Below are 23,634 nucleotides of genomic sequence, written 5' to 3'. Positions count from 1 at the left end.
GCAACGCTTAGTCCCTCCCCGCCTGCGGGGAGAGGCTAGTCCTCGGGGTAAACCCGGGGAGAGGGGCAGTTCGGACAGGCTGCGTACCGCCAGTGGACTCAACCTCCCGCCGTGTCGGGATCCCAGGTGAACAGCTCCTTCGCCCTTGTGACGCCGCGAAGCGCGAAGCGGCCGAGCGAAACGGCATTGGCGCGGTGGGCAGCCGGAGAGGCCTCGATGAATTCCGAAGACATGATGAGGTGCCGTTCCACCGAGCGGCACATCGAAACGATGCGGCTCACCTCATTGACGGCTGGCCCGACCACGGTGAAGTCGAGCCGGTTCTGGCTGCCGATGTTTCCGTAGAAAACCTCGCCGATATGCAGACCGAGATAGACGTCGGTGGTCGGCTTTCCCTCGTCGAGCCGCCGGTCGTTCAGCTCGGCGAGCATGACGCGCAGTTGTCGCTCTGCGGCGATCGCCGCATTGCAGGCATCGGCGGGCTGGCGGCCGTTGAAAATGGCGAGGACGCCATCACCGATCAGCTTCAGCACGCTGCCGCCATGCTCCTCGATCGCAGTGATCACCGTGCCGGAATAGTCGTTGAGGAAAGGAATGACTTCCTCCGGCGCGATGCTCTCGGCGATGCGCGTGTAGTTGCGCAGGTCCGAGAACCACATGACCGCCTCGATGCGCTCGGCCGCTCCCCGTTCGATGCTGCCCTCGACCACCCGCCGCCCGGCGTCCTGGCCGAGATATACGTCTGCGAGCGTGCCGATGATGCGGACGCAGGAGGCCGCCTTCACGGCGAGCGCAAGCGTCGGCACCAGCGCCCGGAGCACGTTAAGGTCCTCGTCGCTGAAGCCTGCGCGTCTCTTCGTCGCCCAGTGAGAGTAGAAACAATCCATCTGGCCGACGCGGCCGCGGTCGGTGAAGTGGTGGATGAAGCCGACACAGTCGGTGTGCCCCTCGGTCTTGAGCGCGTCCAGCGTGGTGAAGGGGATATGCCGTTCCTGCGCAAGGCGAATGCGCCGTTCGGTTTCGTCTGCCTGAAGCATGTGGAAGAAGAGGGAGCGTTGCCAGTTCGCCAGCGCCTCACCGCTGGTTGTCGAGCCGTAGTGCAGGACGTCCGGCACTTCGTCGCTTTCGCTGTTCCACTGGAAGGCGCGTCCCTCGAACTCCGGGTGGAGCGTGTCGATCAGCCCGAGTGCGCGGTCGACGTGAACGCCGGCGGCGTGGCAACGGTCGCAGAAGCCCGCGAGAAGATCCTGTTCTTTGAGCCCGCGAATTCCCTCGTCCGACATCCACAGAACGATGTCGCGGATTGCCTGGTCCTTCATCCCCTGTCCGATCGTGCTGTCGCGCCGGGTCGCCCGGCGATCAACAGCACAGTGGCGCGCCTTGCCTTGGCGCGCAAGTCGCCGCAGTTTCAATCGACCGCCTGGAGGAGTGACCTGCGACGCCCCGACGAGGCCTCGGCAGTTGTTCGCTTATGCGATCAGCCCGCGGGCGCCAGAACCAGATGGTCGATGCCGAGCGCGACGTTCAGGCCCTCCTGGACCTGGACGTTGATCGGCTGCAGCATGAAGGCCTTGTTGGTGCCGCCGGCGATGACCTTCGCGCCGCCACCGACGGCGAAGCTCGCATCGGCACCGAGACCGGTATATTCGCCGGCCAGTGCATATTCGGTGAAAGGCGTGCCCGTCTTCGCCATCACGTCCCAGACCATGACGGTCTTGCCGGTCGACCCGATATCGATGCCGATCTTGGTGATCTTGCCGGCATAAACGGCTCCTGGCGATCCATCCGCAGGCTTGAACGTGCACATCAGGTTCTTGGTGGAGGTGATGATGAGCCCCGTGCCGCCCTCGGAGCCGCAGGTAAGGCGACCGAGCGCCACATAATTTTGAGCGGGCGCCGTTCCTGAAAGGGCCGCAAGCGCGGCCGCCGCGATGACAATCTGTCTGATCATGGCTCAGATCTCCGTTTGGAAGCTCTGGTCAAACGGATTGGGCCTGTGATGGTTCCGCAATCGCCGATCTGGCGGGCCGCGACCAACGTTGAGGCCCCAAACAAAAAAAGCCCGCGACAATAGTCGCGGGCGTTTCGAAGAAAACGGCGGCGGTCTCAGGACATCGCCTTGACGCGCTCCAGCCCGGCGCGGGCCGGTTCGTACTTCGGATCGAGCTGCAGCGCGTGGGAATAGGACTTCTGCGCCTTGGCCTTCTCGCCTCGGCGCTCGTAGATCAGCGCCTGGTTCGCCCAGGATTCTGCGAGCTTACCGTTGAGGTTGATGGCGGTGTTGAAATCCGAGAAGGCGTTGTCGTCGTCGCCTTGCGCCGCATAGGAAATGCCGCGGCCGTTATAGGGCTCGGCCGAGCTCGGCGACAGCGAGATCGCCGTCGAGAAATCCTCGATCGCCTTGGCGTGATCGTTGCGCGCCTGATAGATCAAACCGCGATTGTGGTAGGCGCGGGGATCGGTGGTGTCGAGCTGGATTGCCTTGCTGAAATCATTGAGGGCAGGGTCGAGCTGGTTGGCCTGGCGGTAGAGATTGCCGCGGCCGATATAGGCGACGTCGTAATTTGCGTTGAGCTGCAGCGCCGCATTGTAATCGGCAAGCGCGGCCTGCTGGTCGCCCATGTTGCGATGGACGAGCCCGCGATTGGCATAGGCCTGGTAGAAGCTCGGATTGAGCTTGATCGCCTGGTCGAAGTCGGCAAGCGCCCGGCGGAATTCGCCGGCGCGGCCATATGCCGAACCGCGCACATTATAGGCTTCCGGGTCGCTCGGATTGGAGGCGATGACGCTCGACAGCGACGCTATATTCTCCTCCGAGCCCTGCGCCCGCTCTACGCGGATCATCGATTCGGAGGCGTTGTCGGTCTGGCATCCGGCAAGCAGCAGAGCCGAGCCGAGTATCAGCATGGCGGCAAGCTTCGGATTGCGCTGGTGGCGGCGTTGCGCCTCTTGGACGGTGAAACCGGAGACGTCCGCAGTCATGGCAGCAAGTGTCAAAGTCGATCCCTCAAGCGACAGGTCCCAGTGCTTTCCTTTACGGAGAGCGGCGAAGGCGCGGGGGCTCCGGGGCTCAATGAGCGCCTCGGCTGAACCAACCGGCCTGTTTCCGGGCGGCTGACCGTCGCCAACTGATGCGGCAGTCACGCTAAACTGCCGACGGACAGGGTGTCCATATCAAAATGGCGGCGGCGATGCCTCGCCCCCGCCACGATTTACATTGGAAAGCGTCGAAAAAACGACCAATCAGCGGGCCAGGAGGCCTTCACGCTGCGCGCGCTTGCGAGCCAGCTTGCGAACGCGGCGGACGGCCTCGGCCTTTTCGCGCGCACGCTTCTGGGACGGCTTTTCGTAGAAGTCACGCATCTTCATTTCGCGGAAAATGCCTTCGCGCTGCATCTTCTTCTTGAGAGCGCGGAGCGCCTGGTCGACATTGTTATCGCGGACAAGTACCTGCACGTGAATCCCGTTCCTTTGTTCGAGTTGGTAGCCTCACCGTCAGGTTTGGGAGGCAATAAGTCTGCGTTCGCTGAGCCGACAGCTCTACGATTAGAGGAGCGGATACCAGATGACGGGCCGAAAGTCCAGCGGCGACATCGGAGCTGCCGGCAAAAATGCGCCGCAGCGGGAGAGAAGAAGCGATCGCGCCCCTGAATGCTTGTCGCCGTTTGTCGCCCATGTCGCAACTCCGACCAAGTCCGCCGGATCGCGTCGCAAAAGAAACGTTGCGCCGTCACCGGATTTGCGATTTCTAACGCCGACGGACAAGTTTTTTGAGGTTCATGGAGTAGCAGGCGGATGCGCAAATATTCTGTTTTCGCCGTGGCGCGCGAGGCACTGCGCGGCCACAAGGGCTGGGGCCCCCACTGGGCCTCGCCGGAGCCACGCCCGCACTATGATGTGATCATCATCGGCGGCGGCGGGCATGGCCTTGGGGCAGCCTATTATCTTGCCAAGGAGCACGGCATCACCAATGTCGCCGTGCTTGAAAAGGGATGGATCGGCGGCGGCAATACCGGCCGCAACACGACAATCATCCGGTCCAACTATCTCTATGAAGAGAGCATGGACATTTACGAGCATTCGTTGAAGCTCTGGGAAAACCTGTCGCAGGACCTGAACTACAACGTCATGTACTCGCCGCGCGGCGTAATGATGCTGTCGCACAATATTCACGATCAGCAGTCCTTCAAGCGGCACATCAATGCCAACCGGCTCTACGGCATCGACAACGACTGGCTGACGCCGGAGCAGGCAAAGGCGTATTGCCCGCCGCTCGATATTGCCAAGACCGCCCGCTACCCGATCAACGGTGCCGCACTGCAGCGACGCGGCGGCACGGCGCGTCATGATGCGGTTGCCTGGGGCTATGCGCGTGCGGCCTCGGACCGTGGCGTGCACATCATCCAGAACTGCGAAGTGACCGGCATCCGTCGCGACGAAACCGGCCGGGTCACCGGCGTCGACACCAATCGCGGCTTCATCGGCGCGAAGAAGGTCGGCATTTCCGCAGCCGGCCATAGTTCGGTGCTGATGCAGATGGCCGACGTGCGCGTGCCGCTGCAGAGTCAGCCGCTGCAGGCGCTGGTCTCCGAGCCGTTGAAGCCGATCTTCCCCTGCGTGGTGATGTCGAACTCGGTGCACGCCTATATTTCGCAATCCGACAAGGGCGAGTTCGTCATCGGCGCCGGCACCGACCAGTACAATTCCTATTCGCAGACCGGCGGCCTGCAGATTATCACGCATACGCTTGATGCAATCTGCGAGCTCTTCCCGATGTTCCGCCGCGTCAAGATGATGCGGCAGTGGGGTGGCATCGTCGACGTGACGCAGGATCGTTCGCCGATCCAGGGTGTCACGCCGGTACCCGGGCTTTACCTGAATGCCGGTTGGGGAACGGGCGGCTTCAAGGCGACGCCGGGCTCGGCCAATCTCTTTGCCCATCTCATCGCACGCGGGGAGCCGCACCGGCTCGCAGCGGGGCTGACGCTCGAGCGCTTCCGCACCGGGCGGCTCATCGACGAGGCGGCCGCCGCCGCCGTAGCGCATTGATGCGAGGACTTTCCAGATGCTTCTGATTTATTGCCCCTACTGCGAAGAAGAGCGTTCCGAGCTCGAATTCCGCAACGGCGGTGATGCCCACATCGCCCGCCCCACCAATATCGCCGAGATCAGCGACGAAGAGTTCGAGGCGTATTTCTTCCTGCGCGACAATCCCAAGGGCGTGATCTTCGAGAGATGGCGCCACATCCACGGCTGCGGCCGGTTTTTCAACGCCGCCCGCGATACGGTGAGCGACCGGTTCCTGACGACCTACAAGGCCGGCGAGCCGAAGCCCAATCTCGACGCGGCGCCCGAGACGAGCGCGACGGTCGAAACCTACGAGGCCCTGGAAGGAGCAGCCCAATGAGCGGGGTCAATCGTATTTCGGGAGCGGGACGCCTGACGCCGGCCCGCACCGCACGCTTCAGCTTCGACGGCCGGACTTTGACGGCGCTCGAGGGCGATACGGTCGCCTCGGCGCTGATCGCCAACGACATCCATCTCGTCGGCCGTTCGTTCAAGTATCACCGTCCGCGCGGCATCCTTTCCGCGGGCGCCGAGGAGCCGAATGCGCTTCTCGACGTCTCGCGCGATGCGGCCCGCCGCCAGCCGAACGTGCGCGCCACCGTGCAGGAAGTCTTCGACGGCATGAAGGTCGCCTCGCAGAACCGCTGGCCGTCACTTGCCTTCGACGTCGGCGGCTTCAACGATCTCCTGTCGCCCTTCTTCGCCGCCGGCTTCTACTACAAGACCTTCATGTGGCCGAAGGCGGCGTGGCACGCGCTCTACGAGCCCTTCATCCGCCGGGCAGCCGGCCTCGGCGTGGCGCCGACCGAGCCCGATCCGGATCATTATGCGAGCCGCTATGCCCATTGCGACGTGCTGGTCGTCGGCGCCGGCGTTGCCGGTCTTGCGGCCGCGCTCGCCGCGGCAAAGGCGGGCGCGAAAGTGATCCTCTGCGACGAGCAGCCGGATGTCGGCGGCGCGCTGCGCTATGACAGCGGCACCACCATCGACGGCAAGCCCGGTTACGACTGGGCCCAGGCGACCGGGCAGGCGCTCGCCGCCATGGACAATGTCACGCTGCTCACCCGCACGACGGCTTTTGGCTATTACAACCACAATTTCGTCGGGCTGGTGGAACGCGTGACCGACCATCTCGCGGCGCCTGACAAGGCGCTGCCGCGCGAACGTCTCTGGCAGGTCCGCGCCAAGAAGGTGGTCCTCGCCAACGGCGCGATCGAGCGCCACATGGTGTTTGCCAACAACGACCGGCCGGGCATCCTGCTGGCCTCGGCGGGCCGCACCTTCCTCAACCATTTCGGCGTTGCCGTCGGCAAGAAAGTCGGCGTCTACACGGCGCATGATTCCGCCTACGAAGCCGCCTTCGACCTCAGGAAAGCCGGTGTCGCTGTTCCAGTGATCGTCGATTGCCGCGAACGGCCGGGTGAAGCGGTGCTGGAGAAGGCGAGAGAGCTCGGCATCGAGGTGCTCAAGGGGCACTCCGTCGTCAACACGACGGGCAAACTCCGGATCGCCTCGATCACCGTCGCCCGCAACGGCGGCAGCGGGGCCCGCAAGATCGCCGTCGATGCGCTGCTCGTCTCGGCCGGCTGGACGCCGTCGGTGCACCTCTTCTCGCAGTCGCGCGGCAAGGTGAAGTTCGATGCGGAGACGGAGCGTTTCCTGCCCGGCACCTATGCGCAGGATTGTCTGTCGATCGGCGCCTGCAACGGCACCGACGATCTCCAGGCGACGATCGACGAGGCGCTTGCCGCCGGCGAACTGGCGGCACGCGCTGCTGGCGCCGAAGGCGGGGCGCAGGTCGCGCTCACCGGCCAGAACGCCTTCGACTGGACGGGCGGCATGATCGGGGCGGCCGAAGGGGCCGGACCGGACACGACCGTCAAGGCCTTCATCGACTTCCAGCACGACGTCTGCGCCAAGGACATTCGTCTTGCCGTGCGCGAAGGCATGCACTCGGTCGAGCACATCAAGCGCTTCACCACCAACGGCATGGCCTCCGACCAGGGCAAGCTCTCCAACATGCACGGGCTTGCAATCGCTGCGGAAGCGCTCGGTAAGGGGATCCCGGAGGTCGGCCTGACGACCTTCCGCCAGCCCTATACGCCGATAACCTTCGGTGCGATCGTCAACCATTCGCGCGGCAGCCTGTTCGATCCGGCCCGCAAGACGCCGATGCATTCCTGGGAGGAGGCGCAGGGCGCCGAGTTCGAGGATGTCGGAAACTGGAAGCGCGCCTGGTTCTATCCGAAGGCGGGCGAGAGCATGCATGACGCGGTCGCTCGCGAGTGCAAGACGGTTCGTGACGTCGCCGGGGTTTTCGATGCATCGACGCTCGGCAAGATCGAGGTGGTCGGCCCCGATGCGGCCCAGTTCCTGAACCTCATGTACACGAACGCTTGGGATAATCTGAAGCCCGGCCGCTGCCGCTATGGCATCATGCTGCGCGACGACGGCTTCGTCTATGACGACGGCGTCGTCGGCCGGCTGGCCGAGGATCGTTTCCACGTGACGACGACGACCGGCGGCGCGCCGCGCGTCCTCCAGCACATGGAAGACTATCTGCAGACGGAGTTCCCGCATCTGAAGGTGTGGCTGACCTCGACGACGGAACAATGGGCCGTCATCGCCGTGCAGGGTCCGAAGGCGCGCGAGATCATCGCGCCGCTCGTCGAAGGCATCGACCTCTCCAATGAGGCGCTTCCGCATATGAGCGTCGCCGAAGGAAAGATCTGCGGCGTGCCGACAAGGCTCTTCCGCATGTCGTTCACCGGCGAGCTCGGCTTCGAGGTCAACGTCCCGGCGGACTATGGCCAGGCGGTCTGGGAGGCGATCTGGGCCCGGGCGGAACCGATGGGCGCCTGCGCCTACGGAACCGAGACGATGCACGTGCTGCGCGCCGAGAAGGGCTACATCATCGTCGGCCAGGACACCGACGGCACCCTCACGCCGCATGATGCCGGCGTTTCCTGGGCGGTGTCGAAGAAGAAGCCGGATTTCGTCGGCATACGCGGCCTGAAGCGCCCCGATCTCGTCAAGGACGGTCGCAAGCAGCTCGTCGGCCTGCTCACCAAGGATCCGAAGGTGGTGCTGGAGGAGGGCGCGCAGATCGTCGCCGATCCGAACGAACCGAAACCGATGACCATGCTCGGCCATGTGACCTCGTCCTACTGGTCGTCGAATTGCGGCCGCTCGATCGCGATGGCTGTCGTTGCCGGCGGCCAGGCGCGCCTCGGCCAGACGCTCTACGTGCCGATGGCCGACCGGACCGTCGCCGTCGAGGTGAGCGACATGGTGTTCTTTGACAAGGAAGGAGGTCGCCTCCATGGCTGACCAGGCAATTGCAACTCGCAAAGTTCCGCTCGCCGGCCTCAGGGGCGGTTCGCACGCGGCGGTCCTCACGCCGGCGGCACCCGCAGCGCGGATCGCGCTGCGCGCCGGCAAAGACGCGGTTCCGGCCCTTTCGGCTGCTCTCGGGGTGACGCTCCCAACGCGGCCGAAGACCTCGGCTTCGACGGCCAAGCGCCACGCGCTCTGGCTCGGCCCGGACGAGTGGCTGGTGATCGACGAGGACGGTGCCGAGCTGATGGGCGCCGCGGCGTCCAGCGGCGCCTTGCATTCGGCCGTCGATGTGTCGCACCGCAACATGGCGATCATCGTCAGCGGACCGGGCGCGGAAGTGGCGATCAACAGCGGCTGCCCGCAGGACCTGTCGCTCGGCCTCTTCCCGGTCGGCGCCTGCTCGCGCACCATTTTCGGCAAGGCCGAGATCGTTCTCCTCCGCACGGCCGAGGACACGTTCCGCCTCGAGTGCTGGCGGTCGTTCGCGCCCTTCGTCTTCGGCCTGCTTTCGGAAGGCGCTGAAGACGCGGCGCATTGAAAAGGCGCGTCTCGGAAACTGGAAAAGCGGCAGAGCACCTGCCGCTTTTTTTCTTGCCAAGCGGACATGGTCAGGCGCTTGCCGGCCAGCCTTGCCATGTGACCCATCGGCCGTGGTAGTCGGCGCGGCCGATGAGGTGCTTTTCACCGCCCGGCCATATCTGAAGCGACAATGCCGCTCCGGGTGTTTGGCCGTCTCCCTCCATCTGCAGCCGGGCCAGCGGCGCCTCGCCGGTCGCTGCCGCGCCGGCGGCCGAAATCGGGGCCTCGCCTTCACGCTGCGCCGTCGCCGGCAGGTATTGCCAGGCGATTGAGTGATAGATGACATGCACCGCGCCCGGAAACCTCAGCGCGAGCCGGACCTTGAGCCAGTCGATTGCGTCGGCGCGCTCGACTGGCCGGCCTTCAGACGCGGCGATGTCCAAGGCTTTCCTCGTTCGATCGAGCCGGTCCAACTGGTCGGCCCAGATATAGGAGAGCAGCCGCAGCCGGTCGTCCTCGTCGGCCGGGTTCAGCGGGTTGAGATCGCAACCGGCGCGCTCGACTATCTCCACGGACCCAAGCTTCGGCGTTTCTCCTCGCCACTCGGGCGCGATGACAACGTCGGCCGTCTCATCGCCCCAAGCCCCGTCGGGGTGAGCGTATCGATAGCGATCCCAGTAGAGGTTCAAGCCGGCGCTGGCGCCGATCTCGGAGAGGACAAGGCCCTTGCGAAGTAGGCCGGTTATTGTCAGGAAGCCGGGAAGCAACGCACCGGAGCGGCGCACCTCATTGGTTTGCGGCGCAGAGCGAAGCCTCTGAAGAATGAAGTCCGCGTGCCTCGCGAGTGCGCCCTCGCAAGCGGCCCATAGCATGGCGTCATCGGTGTGATTGGGCGAATAGCATCCTGCCAACACCTCGTCGCGGTTGAGGAGAACCAGTGCGTGAAGGGAACCGAAAAGCCTGAGCGCGAGCGCGTCGACATTGGCGGATGGGTCGCCCGGCCAAGTCAGGACGCGGCGCCCCACCGCGGTCTTTTCGTTAAGATGCTCGGCAGCTAGCCGGCAAAGGCGCGCCGTGAAAGGCGAGCCGAGTTGCTCGCAGGCTTTCGCCTGGTCGCGAAATGCGCTGCGGACGGAGTCGGCCGGCCCGGCGTCAGGCATCGGCCGGCCGGTCCTTCGGGTCGAACTGGACGATCGTCTGCCACACGGCCGTCAGGGCGGGCTTGCGCTCGCCCTCGATCTCGACGGTTGCGTCATAGGTGATCATCAGCATGCCGGCGCCGCGGAAGCGCGCGTCGGCCATGCTGAAGCGGCCGCGCACCCGTGCGCCGCTCTTGACGGGTGCCATGAAGCGCACCTTGTCGAAGCCGTAATTGATGCCCATCGTCTGCTCGCGGATCTTAGGCAGGCAATTGTAGTTCATGGCTGAGAGCAGCGAGAGCGACAGGAAACCGTGCGCGATCGTGCCGCCGAACGGGGTTTCGGCGACCGCCCGCTCGGGATCGGTGTGGATGAACTGGAAGTCGCCCGTCGCCTCGGCAAAATTGTCGATGGTCTTCTGGGTAACGGTGATCCAGTCGGATACGCCGATCTCTTTGCCGATCAGATGCTTGACTTCGGAAAGTGAAATGTCCTGCGGCATGTGATTGTCCTGAACCAGCGGCCTGCCTATCGATCTATAGGCCGGCCGGGCAATTTCTAGCAAGTGGCGGTAAATCTTTAGAAAACCTCGAGGAGAAAGGTCACCGATCGCGCCGGGGCTTCGGCCGGCAGCGCCGCGTCCGAGAGGGCATCTTGCCATTCGCCGTTGAGGCTCGTGGGCGGGCTGAACGGATGCGGCGCATGGCTGCGGTTGATGACGACGGCGAGCCGGGTCGATCGCTGCTGCTGCCGATCCTCGGTCGAAAGGACCATGATCAGGTTGTCGGTTGCCGGATGTTCCCAATCTTCGATGGTCATCGGCCGACCATCGAACCGCAGCCAGGCGACGTCGCCCTGGCCGGTGAAGAATGGGGTCTCGGCGAAGACGCCGAAGCGACGGCGCATGGCGGAGAGCGCAGCCGTGTGGTCGACCAGTTTCTGGTCGAGCCTCCTCCAGTCGAGCCAGGTGATCGGGTTGTCCTGCGCATAGGCATTGTTGTTGCCATGCTGGCTGCGGCCGCCTTCGTCCCCTGCCGACAGCATGATCGTTCCGCGGGAGGCGAAGAGGCTGCCGAGGAGCGCCATGGCATCGTTCCGCCGCGCCGTAACGACCTCCGGATCGTCAGTCGGCCCTTCGGCTCCGTTGTTCCAGGAATAATTTTCGTTGTGCCCATCTCGATTGCCTTCGCCATTCGCCTCATTGTGCTTGCGCGCATAGGAGACGAGGTCGAAGAGCGTGAAACCGTCATGGGCGGCGATGAAATTGACGCTGCGCGTTCTCGTTTCGCCCCAGCGCGAAAACGTGTCGGAGGAGCCGGCAAGCGCGGTGGCGAGCGCGCCCACGGCATGCCGGTCGCCGCGCCAATAGCGGCGGATATCGTCGCGCGCCCGATCGTTCCATTCGAGGAATCCTTCAGGGAAATTGCCGAGCTGATAGCCGCCGGGACCGGTGTCCCAAGGCTCGGCGACGAGCACGCGGTCCGACAACAGCGGATCGGCTGCGATCGCCGAGAAGAGCGCTGCGTCGCGATGAAAGCCGCTCGTATCCCTGCCGAGGATGGAGGCAAGATCGAAGCGAAAGCCGTCGACGCCGGCGGCGAGAACGAAGTGACGCAGGCTATCGAGGACCAGCCTTTGAACCATCGGGTGATCGCAGGCGATGGTATTGCCGCAGCCGGTGTCGTTAATGAGTTCGCCGGGCTGGCCGGTGACATGGCGATAGTAACCGAGATTGTCGAGACCGCGCATCGAAAGCGTCGTGCCGTAGCGGTCGCTCTCGCCGGAATGGTTGAAGACGAGATCGAGGATGACGCCGATGCCGGCCTTGTGCAGGGCTTCGACGGTCTTGCGCAATTCCTTGAGCCCGCCCGGAACCAGGCGCGGATCGAGCGCCATCGGCGCGATCGGGTTGTAGCCCCAGCCGTTGTGAAGTCCGAGCGGCGGCAGGTGCCGCTCGTCGATCCAGGCGACGATCGGCATCAGTTCGACGGCCGAGACGCCGAGGTGGTGCAGGTGCTCGATGACGACCGGCTCGGCGAGGGCGGCCAGCGTGCCGCGCTTCTTTTCCGGAACCTCCGGATGAAGAATGGTGAACGGCTTGACCGCGACCTCGTAGATCAGCCCACCGGGCCGGAACAACGGCGGCTTCGGCTTTGCCGCCTTGACGTCCGCCACGATTCCTTTCGGCACGAGGTCGGCGGTTTCCTCGCCGAAGACTGTCAGGCGCGGCTCGTGGCGAAAGGGGCGGTCGAGTTCTATGGCATAGGGATCGACCAGCAGCTTCGATGGATCGAACCACAATCCGTGATCGGGTGAGTAGACGCCCTCGGCGCGCAGGCCATAGCGACTGCCAGTTGGGACGTCGGCAAGGGTGATGCTGTGCACATCGCCGTCGCGTGCCATCGACAGGCGGCGCAGTTCCTTTTCGCCCTGCTTGTCGAACAGGCAGAGATCGATACGGGCGGCATTGTGCGACCATACGGCAAAGCGAGTACCGACAGGCGTGCGCGTCACGCCGAGGGGTGGAATTCCGGTCGTTGGCATGAGGGTGCGGTCCTTGTTGATCTGCAGTTGAAATCGGTCCCCCGTCCACCACCTCTGCCCTGCCGGGCATCTCCCCCACAAGGGGGGAGATTGGACGGGGCTTGCGGCAATGCCAAATCACAAGGCTCCGAATTGCAGGCTTTCCTGGTGGAGCTATGAGTTCGCCGCGAGTCGATCTCCCCCCTTGTGTGGGAGATGCCCGGCAGGGCAGAGGGGGGTAAAGGACAACATAGAGAGCGACGTGATGGCAAACGGTCTCAGGTAATAACGCTCGGCGCCTGGCGGCCGGTGCGCGACTTGATCTCGGCGATGTCGTCGGCGACGGCGATCAGGTCGGCAAGGGCTTCCTGGGTGTCGAGGTCGTGGCGCGCCGGGTCAGGCTCGAAACGCTCGATATAGACCCGCAGCGTCGCGCCGGAGGTACCGGTGCCGGAAAGCCGAAAGACGACGCGCGATCCGCCCTTGAAGAGGATGCGGATGCCCTGGTTGCTGCTCACCGACTTGTCGACCGGATCGTTGTAGGAGAAATCATCCGCGGTCTCGACCTTCAGCGCGCCGAAGCTCGTGCCCGGCAGGCCGGCGAGCTTTTCGCGGAGTGCGGCGATCAGGGCGTTTGCAGCGTCGGAATCGACGCCCTCATAGTCATGGCGCGAATAATAGTTGCGGCCATAGGTCGACCAGTGCTGGCGGACGATGTCGAGCGCGCTTTCCTTGCGCACCGCCAGGATGTTGAGCCACAGCAAGACCGCCCAGAGGCCGTCCTTTTCGCGCACGTGGTTGGACCCGGTGCCGGCGCTTTCCTCGCCGCAGATCGTCGTCATGCCCTCGTCGAGCAGGTTGCCGAAGAATTTCCAGCCGGTCGGCGTCTCGTAGAGGCCGATGCCGAGCTTTTCCGCGACGCGGTCGGCAGCACCGCTCGTCGGCATGGAGCGGGCGATGCCGGAAAGTCCCTTGGCGTAGCCGGTCGCCAGATGCGCATTGGCGGCCAGGATCGCCAAGCTGTCGGACGGGGTGACGAAAATACCCTTGCCGACGATCAGGTTGCGGTCGCCGTCGCCGTCTGAGGCGGCGCCGAAATCGGGCGCGTCGGGCGCCATCATGGTCTCGTAGAGCGCACGGGCGTGGACGAGGTTCGGGTCCGGATGATGGCCACCGAAGTCGGGCAGGGGGATGAAGTTCATCACCGAGCCTTTCGGCGCGCCGAGCCGTTTCTCGATGATCTCCTTGGCATAGGGTCCGGTGACGGCGCTCATCGCGTCGAAGACGACGCGGAAGCCGCCGGAAATCAGCTTGCGGATCGCCGCGAAGTCGAACAGGCTCTCCATAAGCTCGGCATAGTCGGCGACCGGATCGATGACCGTCACGGTCATGTCCTCGACCTGCTGAGACCCCTCGACGTCGAGATTGACGTCACCGACATCGGCAATCCTGTAGCTGTCGATCGTCTTGGTGCGGGCGAAGATCGCATCCGTCACCTTTTCCGGTGCCGGACCGCCATTGCCGACATTGTACTTGATGCCGAAGTCCTCAGTCGGTCCACCGGGGTTGTGGCTTGCCGACAGCACGATGCCGCCGAAGGCCTTGTATTTGCGGATGACATTCGAGGCGGCGGGCGTCGAAAGGATGCCGCCGCGGCCGACGAGCACACGGCCGAAGCCGTTCGCCGCGGCCATCTTGATCGCCTTCTGAATGACTTCGCGGTTGTAGTAGCGGCCGTCGCCGCCGATCACCAGCGTCTCTCCCGCGAAGCCTTCAAGCGAATCGAAAATCGACTGGATGAAGTTCTCAGCATAGTTCTTCTGCTGGAAGACCGGAACCTTCTTCCTAAGGCCCGATGTGCCTGGCTTCTGGTCGCCATAGGGGTTGGTGGAGACGGTTTTTATCATTGTCTTAGCCTTTCGCGAGAAGACCGGAGTAGAGTGAAGCGTAGCGTTCCGCACTCTTGGCCCAGGAAACGTCGGACTTCATGCCCTGGTTCTGGAGGCGCGCCCACACTTTCGGCTCGTTGAATGCATGCATTGCGCGCCGGATCGCAAGACGCAGGCCGTCGGCGGTGACCGGGCGGAACTGGAACCCGGTTGCGACTCTCGCCGACAGCGCCGCCTCGTTGGCGTCGATCACCGTGTCGGTGAGGCCGCCGGTGCGGGCAACAATCGGCACGCAACCATAGCGCAGACCATAGAGCTGCGTCAGGCCACAGGGCTCGAAGCGTGAGGGAATGAGGATCGCGTCCGAGCCCGCTTGCATGAGGTGCGACAGCGGTTCGTCATAGCCGGTGACCATGCCGATGCGGCCACGGTGGCGCGAGGCGGCTGCCAACAGCGCCCCCTCGAGCGCGCTGTCGCCGGAGCCGAGCACGATAAGCTTGCCGCCGAGCGTCACGATATCGTCCGCCACTTCCGCCAGGAGGTCCATGCCTTTTTGCCAAGTGAGCCGGCTGATCACACAAAAGATCGGGCCGCGGCTATCGTCCAGGCCAAAACGCTCTTCCAGAGCCTTGCGGTTGGCCGCGCGCTGCTTGATCGCCGTCGGACCATAATTTCGGGCGATGTGCGGATCCGTCTCCGGATTCCAGGTGTCGACGTCGATGCCGTTGACGATCCCGGTCAGATCCAATGTGCGGCTTGCGAGAAGCCCTTCCATGCCCATGCCGAATTCCGGGGTGAGGATCTCATGCGCGTAGGAGGGACTGACCGTGGTGATCGCCGTCGCCGTCTGCAGGCCGCCTTTCAGAAACCCGACATCGCCGTAATATTCGACGAATTGCACCGAGAACGCCTCGGGCGGCAAGGAGAGCTCGGCGAACACCGAAGGGCCGAACTGTCCCTGGAAGGCGATGTTGTGAATCGTCAGGACGGTCGGCATGTTCCGCGCCGAGCCGAAGCGCATATAGACCGGCGTCAGCGCCGCCTGCCAATCGTGAACATGGACAATGTCGGGCTTCCAGCCGGGAACGACGTCATCGCCGGCAATCTCGGCGGCGGCGAGCGACAAGGCCGCGAAGCGGCGGAAATTGTCCGGATAGTCGCGTCCTGTCGGATCGAGATAGGGGCCGCCGTCGCGGTCGTAGAGAGCCGGCTGGTCGAGCACGAGCAGATCCAGTCCGTCGAACTCGGCCGCAAGCACGGTCGCGGGATTGCCGAACAGGTTATCGATGCCGCCGACCGCCTTCTTCTTCTTGAGCTTGTGGAGCACGGCCGGATAACCCGGCACCAGGGTACGGGTGCGGATGCCGTGGGGAAGAAGCGCCGCCGGGAGCGCGCCGACGACATCGGCGAGCCCTCCGGTCTTGACCAGCGGGTAGACCTCGGACGCAACGGACAGGATATTCATACGAGGCGGACCTACATTCCCAGCTTGTCAATCATCGTTTGGGTGATCAGGCAGACGCCGTTCTCGGTCCGGCGGAAGCGCTTGGCGTCGAGCTCCGGATCATCGCCGACGACCAGTCCCTCCGGGATCACGACCCTGCTGTCGATGACGACATTGCGCAGGATCGAATGCCGCCCGACCGTCACGTCGGGGAGAACTACGGCATTTTCGAGTCTGGAGTATGAATTGACGCGCACGCCGGTGAACAACAGGCTCTTGTTGAGCATTGCGCCGGAGATAATGCAATCGCCCGAAACGAGCGATGAGGTCGCCGAGCCGCGGCGATCTTCGTCGTCGTGCACGAATTTGGCCGGCGGCTTGATTTCGGAGAAGGTCCAGATCGGCCAGGTGCTGTCGTAGATGTCGAGCTCGGGCGTGATATGGGTGAGGTCGATGTTCGCCTGCCAGTAGGCGTCGATCGTGCCGACGTCGCGCCAATAGGCCTCGCGCTCGAAGTCCGAGCGGACGCAGGAGTGGGTGAAGCGGTGCGCCACTGCTTTCCCGTGCTCGACGATATGGGGAATGATGTCCTTGCCGAAGTCGCGGCTCGACTTAGGATCGGCCGCGTCGCGGCGCAGCATGTCCATCAGGAACTTGGTGTGGAAGACGTAGATGCCCATCGAGGCGAGCGCCATCTCCGGGTTGCCCGGAATGCCGGGCGGATCGGCCGGCTTCTCGACGAAGGCGATGATCCGATCCTTGTCATCGACATGCATGACGCCGAAACCAGTCGCCTCCATGCGCGGCACTTCCAGGCAGCCGATCGTGACATCGGCGCCGGAATCGACGTGCTGCTGCAGCATCAGCTCGTAGTCCATCTTGTAGATGTGGTCGCCGGCGAGGATCACCATGTACTCGACGCCGTGATCCTCGATGATGTCGATGTTCTGGAAGACCGCATCGGCGGTGCCTTCATACCATTGCGTCTCCGAGACGCGCTGGCTTGCCGGCAGAATGTCGAAGCTCTCGTTCCGCTCCGGGCGGAAGAAGTTCCAGCCGCGCTGTAGGTGCCGGATCAGCGAATGGGCCTTGTACTGGGTCGCGACTCCGATTCGGCGGATACCGGAATTCAGCGCATTGGAGAGCGCGAAATCGATGATGCGCGCCTTGCCGCCGAAATAGACGGCCGGCTTGGCGCGCCGGTCGGTAAGTTCCTTCAGTCGGCTGCCGCGGCCGCCGGCGAGAACATAGGCCATGGCATCACGGGCCAGAGGTTGAGTACGCTTTTCCACCATTCGTCCTCCCCAAGATCAGTTCTTCGAGGACCGCCCGGCGGCATTCTGCGACGCCTCGCGGGCCCCATGTTTCTTCCTGCTCGTCCGCCGACGGTGTCGGTCGGACCCGCTCCTCACTCCTGCTCCAGCATCAGCGTCGCCAGCGGCGGCAGCGTGATGGTGGCCATCGTCCTTCCGTTCGATTTCTTTTCCGCGAGAACGGCGCCGCCGTTGCCCTTGCCGCTTCCTCCGTAGATCTCCGCATCAGTGTTGAGGATTTCCTTCCAGCGTCCCGCGACCGGCAGCGGCACGTCATAGCTTTCGCGGTAGACGGGGGTGAAATTCGTGACGACGGCGACGAGCTTCTCGCCCGGCGCCTTTCTCAGCCAGGCGAAGACCGAATTGTCCCGGTCGTCGGCAATCAGCCACTCGAAGCCCTCGCCCTCACAGTCGCGCGCGTGCAGCGCCGGCTTCGCACGATAGGTGCCGTTCAAGTCGCGGACCAGCCGCCGCATACCTTCGTGCAGGTTGTATTCGAGCAGGTTCCAGTCGAGCTGGCGCTCTTCCGACCATTCGCGCCATTGCGCGAATTCCTGGCCCATGAAGAGCAGCTTCTTGCCCGGATAGCCCCACATGAAACCGTAGTAGGCCCTGAGATTGGCGAACTTCTGCCAATCGTCGCCGGCCATCTTGGCGATCAGCGATCCCTTGCCGTGCACGACTTCGTCATGCGACAGCGGCAGGACGAAATTCTCGCTGAAGGCATAGAGCAGCCCGAAGGTCATGTCGTTGTGGTGGAATTTGCGGTGCACCGGCTCACGCGACAGATACTGCAGCGTGTCGTGCATGAAGCCCATGTTCCACTTGAATCCGAAGCCCAGCCCGCCGGCGTGGACCGGATGGGAGACTTTCGGCCAGGAAGTCGACTCCTCGGCGATGGTCAGGACGCCCTGATGGATGCCGTAGAGGCGGGCGTTCATCGTCTGCAGGAAACGGACCGCCTCGAGATTTTCGTTGCCGCCATACTCGTTCGGCACCCATTCGCCATGCTTGCGCGAATAATCGAGATAGAGCATGGAGGCGACCGCATCGACGCGCAGCCCGTCGACATGGAACTTCTCGGCCCAGTAGAGGGCGTTGTTGACGAGATAGGCGGCGACCTCCTCGCGGCCGAAATTGTAGATCGCCGTGTTCCAGTCGGGGTGGAAGCCCTGGCGGGGATCCTCGTGCTCGTAGAGCGCAGTGCCGTCGAACCAGCGAAGCCCGTGTTCGTCAGTCGGAAAATGCGCCGGCACCCAGTCGAGGATGACGCCGATGCCGACCTTGTGGCAGCCATTGATGAAACGGGCAAAGCCCTCCGGCTCGCCGAAGCGGGCAGTCGGTGAAAAAAGCCCGGTGGTCTGGTAACCCCAGGACGGATCGTACGGAAATTCGGAGATCGGCAGGAATTCGATATGGGTGAAGCCCATGTCGACGCAATAGGGGATCAGCCGCTCCGCCAGTTCGTCCCAGGTGAGCATATCGCCATTGTCGCGGCGCTGCCACGAACTGGCATGAACCTCATAGATGGAAATCGGCTGCCGGCGCGGATCGACCTCGTCCCAGTGCCGCCGGTGCGCCTCGTCCTCCCATACCTGGACGATCTCGGCCGCCGTTACCGATGCGGTGTCCGGGCGCAGTTCCGAGCGTCGGGCGAAAGGATCGGCCTTCAGCGGCAGCAGCGTGCCGTCCTTGCCAAGGATCTCGTATTTGTAAGGGGCACCGATCGGCACGCCGGGGATGAAGATTTCCCAGATGCCGGTATCGGCCCGCAGCCGCATGACGTGCCGGCGCCCGTCCCAATCGTTGAAGCTGCCGACGACGGACACGCGCCGGGCATTCGGTGCCCAGACGGCGAAGTGAAAGCCTTCGGCGCCGTCATGCGAGATCGGATGGGCCCCCATCTTGTCGAAGAGCCTGAGGTGCGAGCCTTCGCGGATGTAATAGTCATCCATGGGCCCGAGGACGGGACCGAAACTGTATGGATCGACGACGATCCATTCGCCGCCTTCGTTGCGGGCGCGGTAGCGGACCGGCTGCGCCTTGCGGAGCGAGACGGGACCTTCGAAAAAACCGGCGTCCTCGCGCCGTTCAAGTGCTCCGACTTCGCTGCCGGAGAGAGTCTCCGCGACCACCGCTTCCGCGCCGGGGACGAAGCATCGTGCGACATAGCTCTTGCCGGATGCGTGCACACCGAGAACGGCAAAGGGGTCGCTGTGGGTGCCGGAAAGTATTGCCTTGATCTCCTGCGCCGGCAAGAAGCCTGACACAGCGGGCGTTTCGTCCTTGCCGGGCGGTGACGTCATCCAGCTCTCCAGATTTCACCGGCATATTGCCGGATCGTGCGGTCGGATGAAAACCAGCCCATGCGCGCCGTGTTGCGGATCGTCTTCGAATACCAATCGGACGGGGTTGTCCAGAGTTTGTCGACCTCGCGCTGCGCCTTTGCATAGGCTTCGAAATCGGCAGCGACCATGAACCAGTCATGGTTGTAGAGGCCATCGACAAGTCCGGCAAAGCGGTTGCGATCGTCCGGCGAGAAGACGCCGGAGGCGATCGCCGAGAGCGCCTGCGACAGCTCGCGCGAGCCCTCGATCACGGCCCGCGGATTGTGCCCTTCGGCCCGGGCCTTCGCCACTTCCTCGGCGGTCATGCCGAAGATCTTGATGTTCTCCTCGCCCACCCAGTCGCGCATCTCCACATTGGCGCCGTCGAGCGTGCCGATGGTGAGCGCGCCATTGAGGCCGAACTTCATGTTGCCGGTGCCCGACGCCTCCATGCCGGCGGTCGAGATCTGCTCGGAGAGATCGGCGGCCGGAACCATCACCTCGGCAAGCGAGACGTTGTAGTTAGGAACGAAGACGATCTTCAGGAGACCGCGCACCGCGGGGTCGTTGTTGATGACGCGGGCGACATCGTTGGCGAGCTTGATGATCAGCTTGGCGTGGTGATAGCTCGGCGCCGCCTTGCCGGCGAAGAGCTTGACGCGCGGCACCCAGTCGAGTTCCGGATGCGAACGGATCTGATCATAGAGCGCCACGGCCTCGATGATGTTCAGCAACTGCCGCTTGTACTCGTGAATGCGCTTGATCTGGATGTCGAACATCGCCGAAGGATCGAGCCTGATGCCAAGTGTTCCTTGGACCAACTTCGCCAGCCGCACCTTGTTGGCGCGCTTGACGGCGGCGAAGTGTTCCTGGAAATCCGCCTTGTCGGCGAAGGCGTCGAGTGCCTGCAGCGCTTCGGTATTGTCCATGAACTCGTCGCCGATCGCCTCCCGGATCAGCGCGAAAAGGCCGGGATTGCACTGCATTAGCCAGCGGCGCGGCGTGATGCCGTTGGTCTTGTTGTTGATGCGATCCGGGTAAAGACGGTGCAGGTTGGCAAATACCGTTTCCTTCATCAGGTCGGTGTGCAGCGCCGAGACGCCGTTGATCGAGTGTGAGCCGACAAAGGCGAGATTGCCCATGCGGACCCGCCGCTCGCCCGTTTCGTCGATCAGCGAGATGGCGCGGATTTCCTCGTCGGCCGCATGCTTCTGCCGGCGTGCCTCGATGAGGACCTTTGCATTGATCGCATAGACGATCTGCATGTGGCGCGGCAGCAGCCGCTCGAAGAGCGGCACCGGCCAGCTTTCGAGCGCCTCCGGCAAGAGCGTGTGGTTGGTGTAGGCGAAGGTCCGCCGGGTGATGTCCCAGGCCTCTTCGAAACCGAGCCCGTGGACGTCAGTCAAGAGCCGCACCAGTTCCGCGACGGAGACGGCCGGATGGGTGTCGTTGAGCTGGATGGCAACCGCATCCGGCAGTGACGTGAAGTCCGGATATTGCTGCAGATGCCGGCGCAAAATGTCCTGCAGCGAGGCGGAGGAGAAGAAATACTCCTGCCGGAGGCGCAATTCCTGGCCGGCGGGCGTTGCGTCGGCCGGATAGAGCACGCGGGTCAGCGACTCCGCCTTGTTGCTCTCGCGCAGCGCACCGATATGGTCGCCGGCATTGAAGGCATCGAGCAGGATCGGATCGATCGGCTGTGCGGCCCAGAGCCGCAGCGTGTTGACGCGCTTCGCCCGCCAGCCGACCGCCGGCGTGTCGAAGGCGGTGGCGATCACCCGTTCCGCCGGCTTCCAGACGTAGCGCTGCACTTCCTCGTCGATATTGACCGTCTCGACGCTTCCGCCGTAGCCGATCTCGTAGGAGCTCTCCCGCCGCTCGAATTCCCAGGGATTGCCGTGCGCCAGCCAGGTTTCGGGCAGTTCGACCTGCCAGCCATCCGCCATCTGCTGGCGGAACAGGCCGTGCATGTAGCGGATGCCGTAGCCATAGGCGGGCACGTCGACCGTCGCCATCGATTCCATGAAGCAGGCGGCAAGGCGCCCAAGGCCGCCATTGCCGAGCGCCGCGTCGGGCTCGAGCTGCGCGACCATATCGATATCGACGCCGAGCGAGGCAAGCGCATCGCGCATCTCGTCCATCAGGCCGATATTGGTCATGGCGTCGCGCATCAGGCGGCCGATGAGGAATTCGAGGGAAAGATAGTAGACCCGCTTCGCTCCGGTCGCATAGGTCTTGCGGGTCGATTCCATCCACTTGTCGGTGATCCGGTCACGAGCCACCAGAATGGCGGCGGTCAGCCAGTCGTGGGGCTTGGCGACCTTCGGATCCTTGCCGATGCGATATTTCAGGCGCTCGAGAATCTCGACGGCGAGCTGGCCGGGTTCGGAGGATCTCAGGGCCGGCTGCGGCAGGTCGTTGGTGGAGAGCCGATTCATCATGAGAACTGTCAAACCCTTGTTGCATTTCAGGAAACCGCAGGCCGAAGCGGCCGGGAACAGGGCATTTATGCATCGATCCGAAGCGCTTGCAACAGCTGTTTTTAAATGGATTAGACCGTTTCGATGTCGGGCGCGGATGCACTTAGGCTTCTATTTCAATAGTTTCGCAGCAAGAAAAATGCCGCCCGGCAACGGCCGAGCGGCATAACAAAACGGATTGAGTCGCTTACTTCGTGAGGCGGGAAACCACTGCCGCGGCGCGTTCGCCGATGGCCTGGAAGGCCGCGACGAGATCCGTGACTTCCTCGGCCTCGAAATAATGCGAGGCGGACGAGGCGCAATATCTCAGCAGTTCCTGACCGCGCTGCGGCGCCATGAACGCGACGCTATAGATCTCGACCTTGTTGGCCTTGGCGGTGTCGCACCATTGTTTGGTCACCGTGTCGTCATTGGCGTAGTTGTTCTCGCCGTCGGTCATGAAGACGATGTATTTCGACGGCATCTGGCCGTTCTTGGCGGCGTGCGCCGTGTTTTCGGTTTCCGCGATGACCTTCTGGTAGGCGGTCTTGAAGGCGCCGGCCGATGCCGTGCCGCCGGTTGCGACGAGCGCGTTGACGTAGGTTGCAGCGCCGCTCGTACCCCAGGCGAGGGTTCCCGCCGCGTCCTGCACGGAGTTATAGGAGATCGCAGCGGTCCGAACGTAGATCTGATCCGGATCGGCGACCAGCAATTGCGCCAGCAGGTCGCTGACGGCAGTCTTCAGGGCGTCGATCTTGGTGACGTAGCAGGGACTGGTCGCCTTCAGGTACGGGTACTTGCTCCAGGTCGCCTCCGTATAGTTGGGGCAGCTCTTTTTTGCCGTGTTGATGGTGTTCGTCTTCCATGCCATCGAGCCGGATCTATCGAGGACCAGATACATCGACAGCGCGTTCTTGCTCTCGGTCGCGCTTTCCGCCGTGGAACTGGCTTCGAGCTCGATCGAATCCGTGCCGAGCAGCCGTGTCATGGCATTGAACTCGATGACGCGCTTGTTAACGACGGTGACCTGGAAGATCTTTCCCTTCGTGCCGTTGGGCGTCTCGGTGATGTCTACTTCGAGCGTGTTGACGTCGTCCCACGCTGGAGCCGACGATTGAGTGTCGGTCGGAGTTCCATCGCCGCTGCCAGCCGGAGTATCCGGTGTCGTGGTCCCGCCCCCCTGGGTTTTCAGGAATTTGCGGGCAATCTCCTTGGCCTCTGCGATACTCGGCTGTTCCTCGGAAACAAGCGCAGACGCCGCCGCAAGAGCGGCAGCATCGGTGGCATCCTGGAGCTGGTTCTTCGTCATCAGCATATTGGCCATATCGATGGACACGCCGCCGGCCGCGAGAAGCAGCGGCGCAGCGACCGCCGTCATCATGCCGAAATTGCCGCCCCGATCCTTCAGCATCTTCATCAAGGATTGGCCGATAATGGACCCTCTTCCCATGCTGCACCCCCACACGTTGTAGCCTGTCGCCCATGACACTAGTGGATGATGCGTTACCGTCCCGTTCAAACAATCGCTGCAATCTTAACGAACCGCCGCAAAGCCCATGCTTTCTGCGGGGCGCCGGTAAGGGCGGACTTGCCTGAATCCGTGTGAAAATGGCGC

The 23,634-nt window shown here is 63.6% G+C and carries 17 protein-coding genes; 4 read left to right on the top strand and 13 right to left on the bottom strand.

Going from position 1 to position 23,634, the window contains the following annotated elements:
* Positions 1 to 98 precede the first annotated feature (98 nt).
* The 4 genes from ATC00_RS27970 to rpsU form a co-directional block, all read right to left on the bottom strand.
* On the bottom strand, positions 99 to 1,319 hold the full coding sequence (locus tag ATC00_RS27970) for an adenylate/guanylate cyclase domain-containing protein (RefSeq protein ID WP_064255264.1): 1,221 nt from the start codon (positions 1,317 to 1,319) through the stop codon (positions 99 to 101).
* Positions 1,320 to 1,477: 158 nt separating this feature from the next.
* On the bottom strand, positions 1,478 to 1,951 hold the full coding sequence (locus ATC00_RS27965) for a DUF992 domain-containing protein (RefSeq protein ID WP_064255233.1): 474 nt from the start codon (positions 1,949 to 1,951) through the stop codon (positions 1,478 to 1,480).
* A 155-nt stretch (positions 1,952 to 2,106) separates the two neighbouring features.
* A complete protein-coding gene (locus ATC00_RS27960; protein ID WP_037389337.1) occupies positions 2,107 to 2,997 on the bottom strand; it encodes a tetratricopeptide repeat protein in 891 nt (296 codons plus the stop codon).
* A gap of 246 nt (positions 2,998 to 3,243) precedes the next feature.
* The gene (gene rpsU, locus ATC00_RS27955; RefSeq protein ID WP_012709405.1) at positions 3,244 to 3,456 is read right to left on the bottom strand and encodes a 30S ribosomal protein S21; all 213 of its coding nucleotides are present in this window, start codon (positions 3,454 to 3,456) and stop codon (positions 3,244 to 3,246) included.
* A 339-nt stretch (positions 3,457 to 3,795) separates the two neighbouring features.
* On the opposite strand from rpsU, the gene ATC00_RS27950 reads away from it, so the two are divergent.
* Genes ATC00_RS27950 through soxG form a run of 4 tightly spaced genes read left to right on the top strand, consistent with a single transcriptional unit; the run spans position 3,796 to position 8,944 of the window.
* Positions 3,796 to 5,049, top strand: coding sequence for a sarcosine oxidase subunit beta family protein (locus ATC00_RS27950; protein WP_064255232.1), 1,254 nt, complete (start codon positions 3,796 to 3,798; stop codon positions 5,047 to 5,049).
* 16 nt (positions 5,050 to 5,065) lie between these two features.
* Positions 5,066 to 5,407 carry a sarcosine oxidase subunit delta gene (locus ATC00_RS27945; protein WP_037389331.1) on the top strand — a complete coding sequence of 114 codons (342 nt, stop codon included), beginning with the start codon at positions 5,066 to 5,068 and terminating at the stop codon, positions 5,405 to 5,407.
* Positions 5,404 to 8,397 carry a sarcosine oxidase subunit alpha gene (locus ATC00_RS27940; RefSeq protein WP_064255231.1) on the top strand — a complete coding sequence of 998 codons (2,994 nt, stop codon included), beginning with the start codon at positions 5,404 to 5,406 and terminating at the stop codon, positions 8,395 to 8,397. Before ATC00_RS27945 ends, ATC00_RS27940 begins: the two co-directional genes overlap by 4 nt.
* Entirely contained in the window at positions 8,390 to 8,944 is a 555-nt protein-coding gene (gene soxG, locus ATC00_RS27935; protein ID WP_064255230.1) for a sarcosine oxidase subunit gamma family protein, read from the top strand. The genes ATC00_RS27940 and soxG overlap by 8 nt, the downstream gene beginning before the upstream one ends.
* Before the next feature lie 70 nt (positions 8,945 to 9,014).
* Here the strand turns inward: soxG and ATC00_RS27930 are convergent, their stop codons facing one another.
* The 9 genes from ATC00_RS27930 to ATC00_RS27890 form a co-directional block, all read right to left on the bottom strand.
* A complete protein-coding gene (locus tag ATC00_RS27930; RefSeq protein WP_064255229.1) occupies positions 9,015 to 10,085 on the bottom strand; it encodes a DUF2332 domain-containing protein in 1,071 nt (356 codons plus the stop codon).
* A complete protein-coding gene (locus tag ATC00_RS27925) occupies positions 10,078 to 10,566 on the bottom strand; it encodes a MaoC family dehydratase (protein ID WP_037389323.1) in 489 nt (162 codons plus the stop codon). Before ATC00_RS27925 ends, ATC00_RS27930 begins: the two co-directional genes overlap by 8 nt.
* Before the next feature lie 77 nt (positions 10,567 to 10,643).
* A complete protein-coding gene (gene glgX / locus ATC00_RS27920) occupies positions 10,644 to 12,608 on the bottom strand; it encodes a glycogen debranching protein GlgX (RefSeq protein WP_064255228.1) in 1,965 nt (654 codons plus the stop codon).
* Between the two features lie 257 nt (positions 12,609 to 12,865).
* A complete protein-coding gene (locus ATC00_RS27915) occupies positions 12,866 to 14,494 on the bottom strand; it encodes an alpha-D-glucose phosphate-specific phosphoglucomutase (RefSeq protein ID WP_064255227.1) in 1,629 nt (542 codons plus the stop codon).
* A gap of 4 nt (positions 14,495 to 14,498) precedes the next feature.
* Positions 14,499 to 15,941 carry a glycogen synthase GlgA gene (glgA, locus tag ATC00_RS27910; protein WP_064255226.1) on the bottom strand — a complete coding sequence of 481 codons (1,443 nt, stop codon included), beginning with the start codon at positions 15,939 to 15,941 and terminating at the stop codon, positions 14,499 to 14,501.
* Positions 15,942 to 15,952: 11 nt separating this feature from the next.
* Positions 15,953 to 17,215, bottom strand: coding sequence for a glucose-1-phosphate adenylyltransferase (gene glgC, locus ATC00_RS27905; protein ID WP_064255225.1), 1,263 nt, complete (start codon positions 17,213 to 17,215; stop codon positions 15,953 to 15,955).
* 113 nt (positions 17,216 to 17,328) lie between these two features.
* The gene (glgB, locus tag ATC00_RS27900; protein WP_037389309.1) at positions 17,329 to 19,539 is read right to left on the bottom strand and encodes a 1,4-alpha-glucan branching protein GlgB; all 2,211 of its coding nucleotides are present in this window, start codon (positions 19,537 to 19,539) and stop codon (positions 17,329 to 17,331) included.
* Positions 19,536 to 22,001: a glycogen/starch/alpha-glucan phosphorylase gene (locus tag ATC00_RS27895; RefSeq protein WP_082912596.1), complete on the bottom strand. Its 2,466-nt coding sequence runs from the start codon at positions 21,999 to 22,001 to the stop codon at positions 19,536 to 19,538. Before ATC00_RS27895 ends, glgB begins: the two co-directional genes overlap by 4 nt.
* A 226-nt stretch (positions 22,002 to 22,227) precedes the next feature.
* Positions 22,228 to 23,469, bottom strand: a complete 1,242-nt coding sequence (locus ATC00_RS27890; RefSeq protein ID WP_082912595.1) for a vWA domain-containing protein — start codon at positions 23,467 to 23,469, stop codon at positions 22,228 to 22,230.
* Between the last annotated feature and the right edge of the window lie 165 nt (positions 23,470 to 23,634).

The sequence above is a fragment of the Sinorhizobium americanum genome, assembly GCF_001651855.1.
Classification (GTDB): domain Bacteria; phylum Pseudomonadota; class Alphaproteobacteria; order Rhizobiales; family Rhizobiaceae; genus Sinorhizobium; species Sinorhizobium americanum.
Note: the sequence above shows the minus strand (reverse complement) of the source record. Positions and strands in the feature narration are given on the sequence as shown.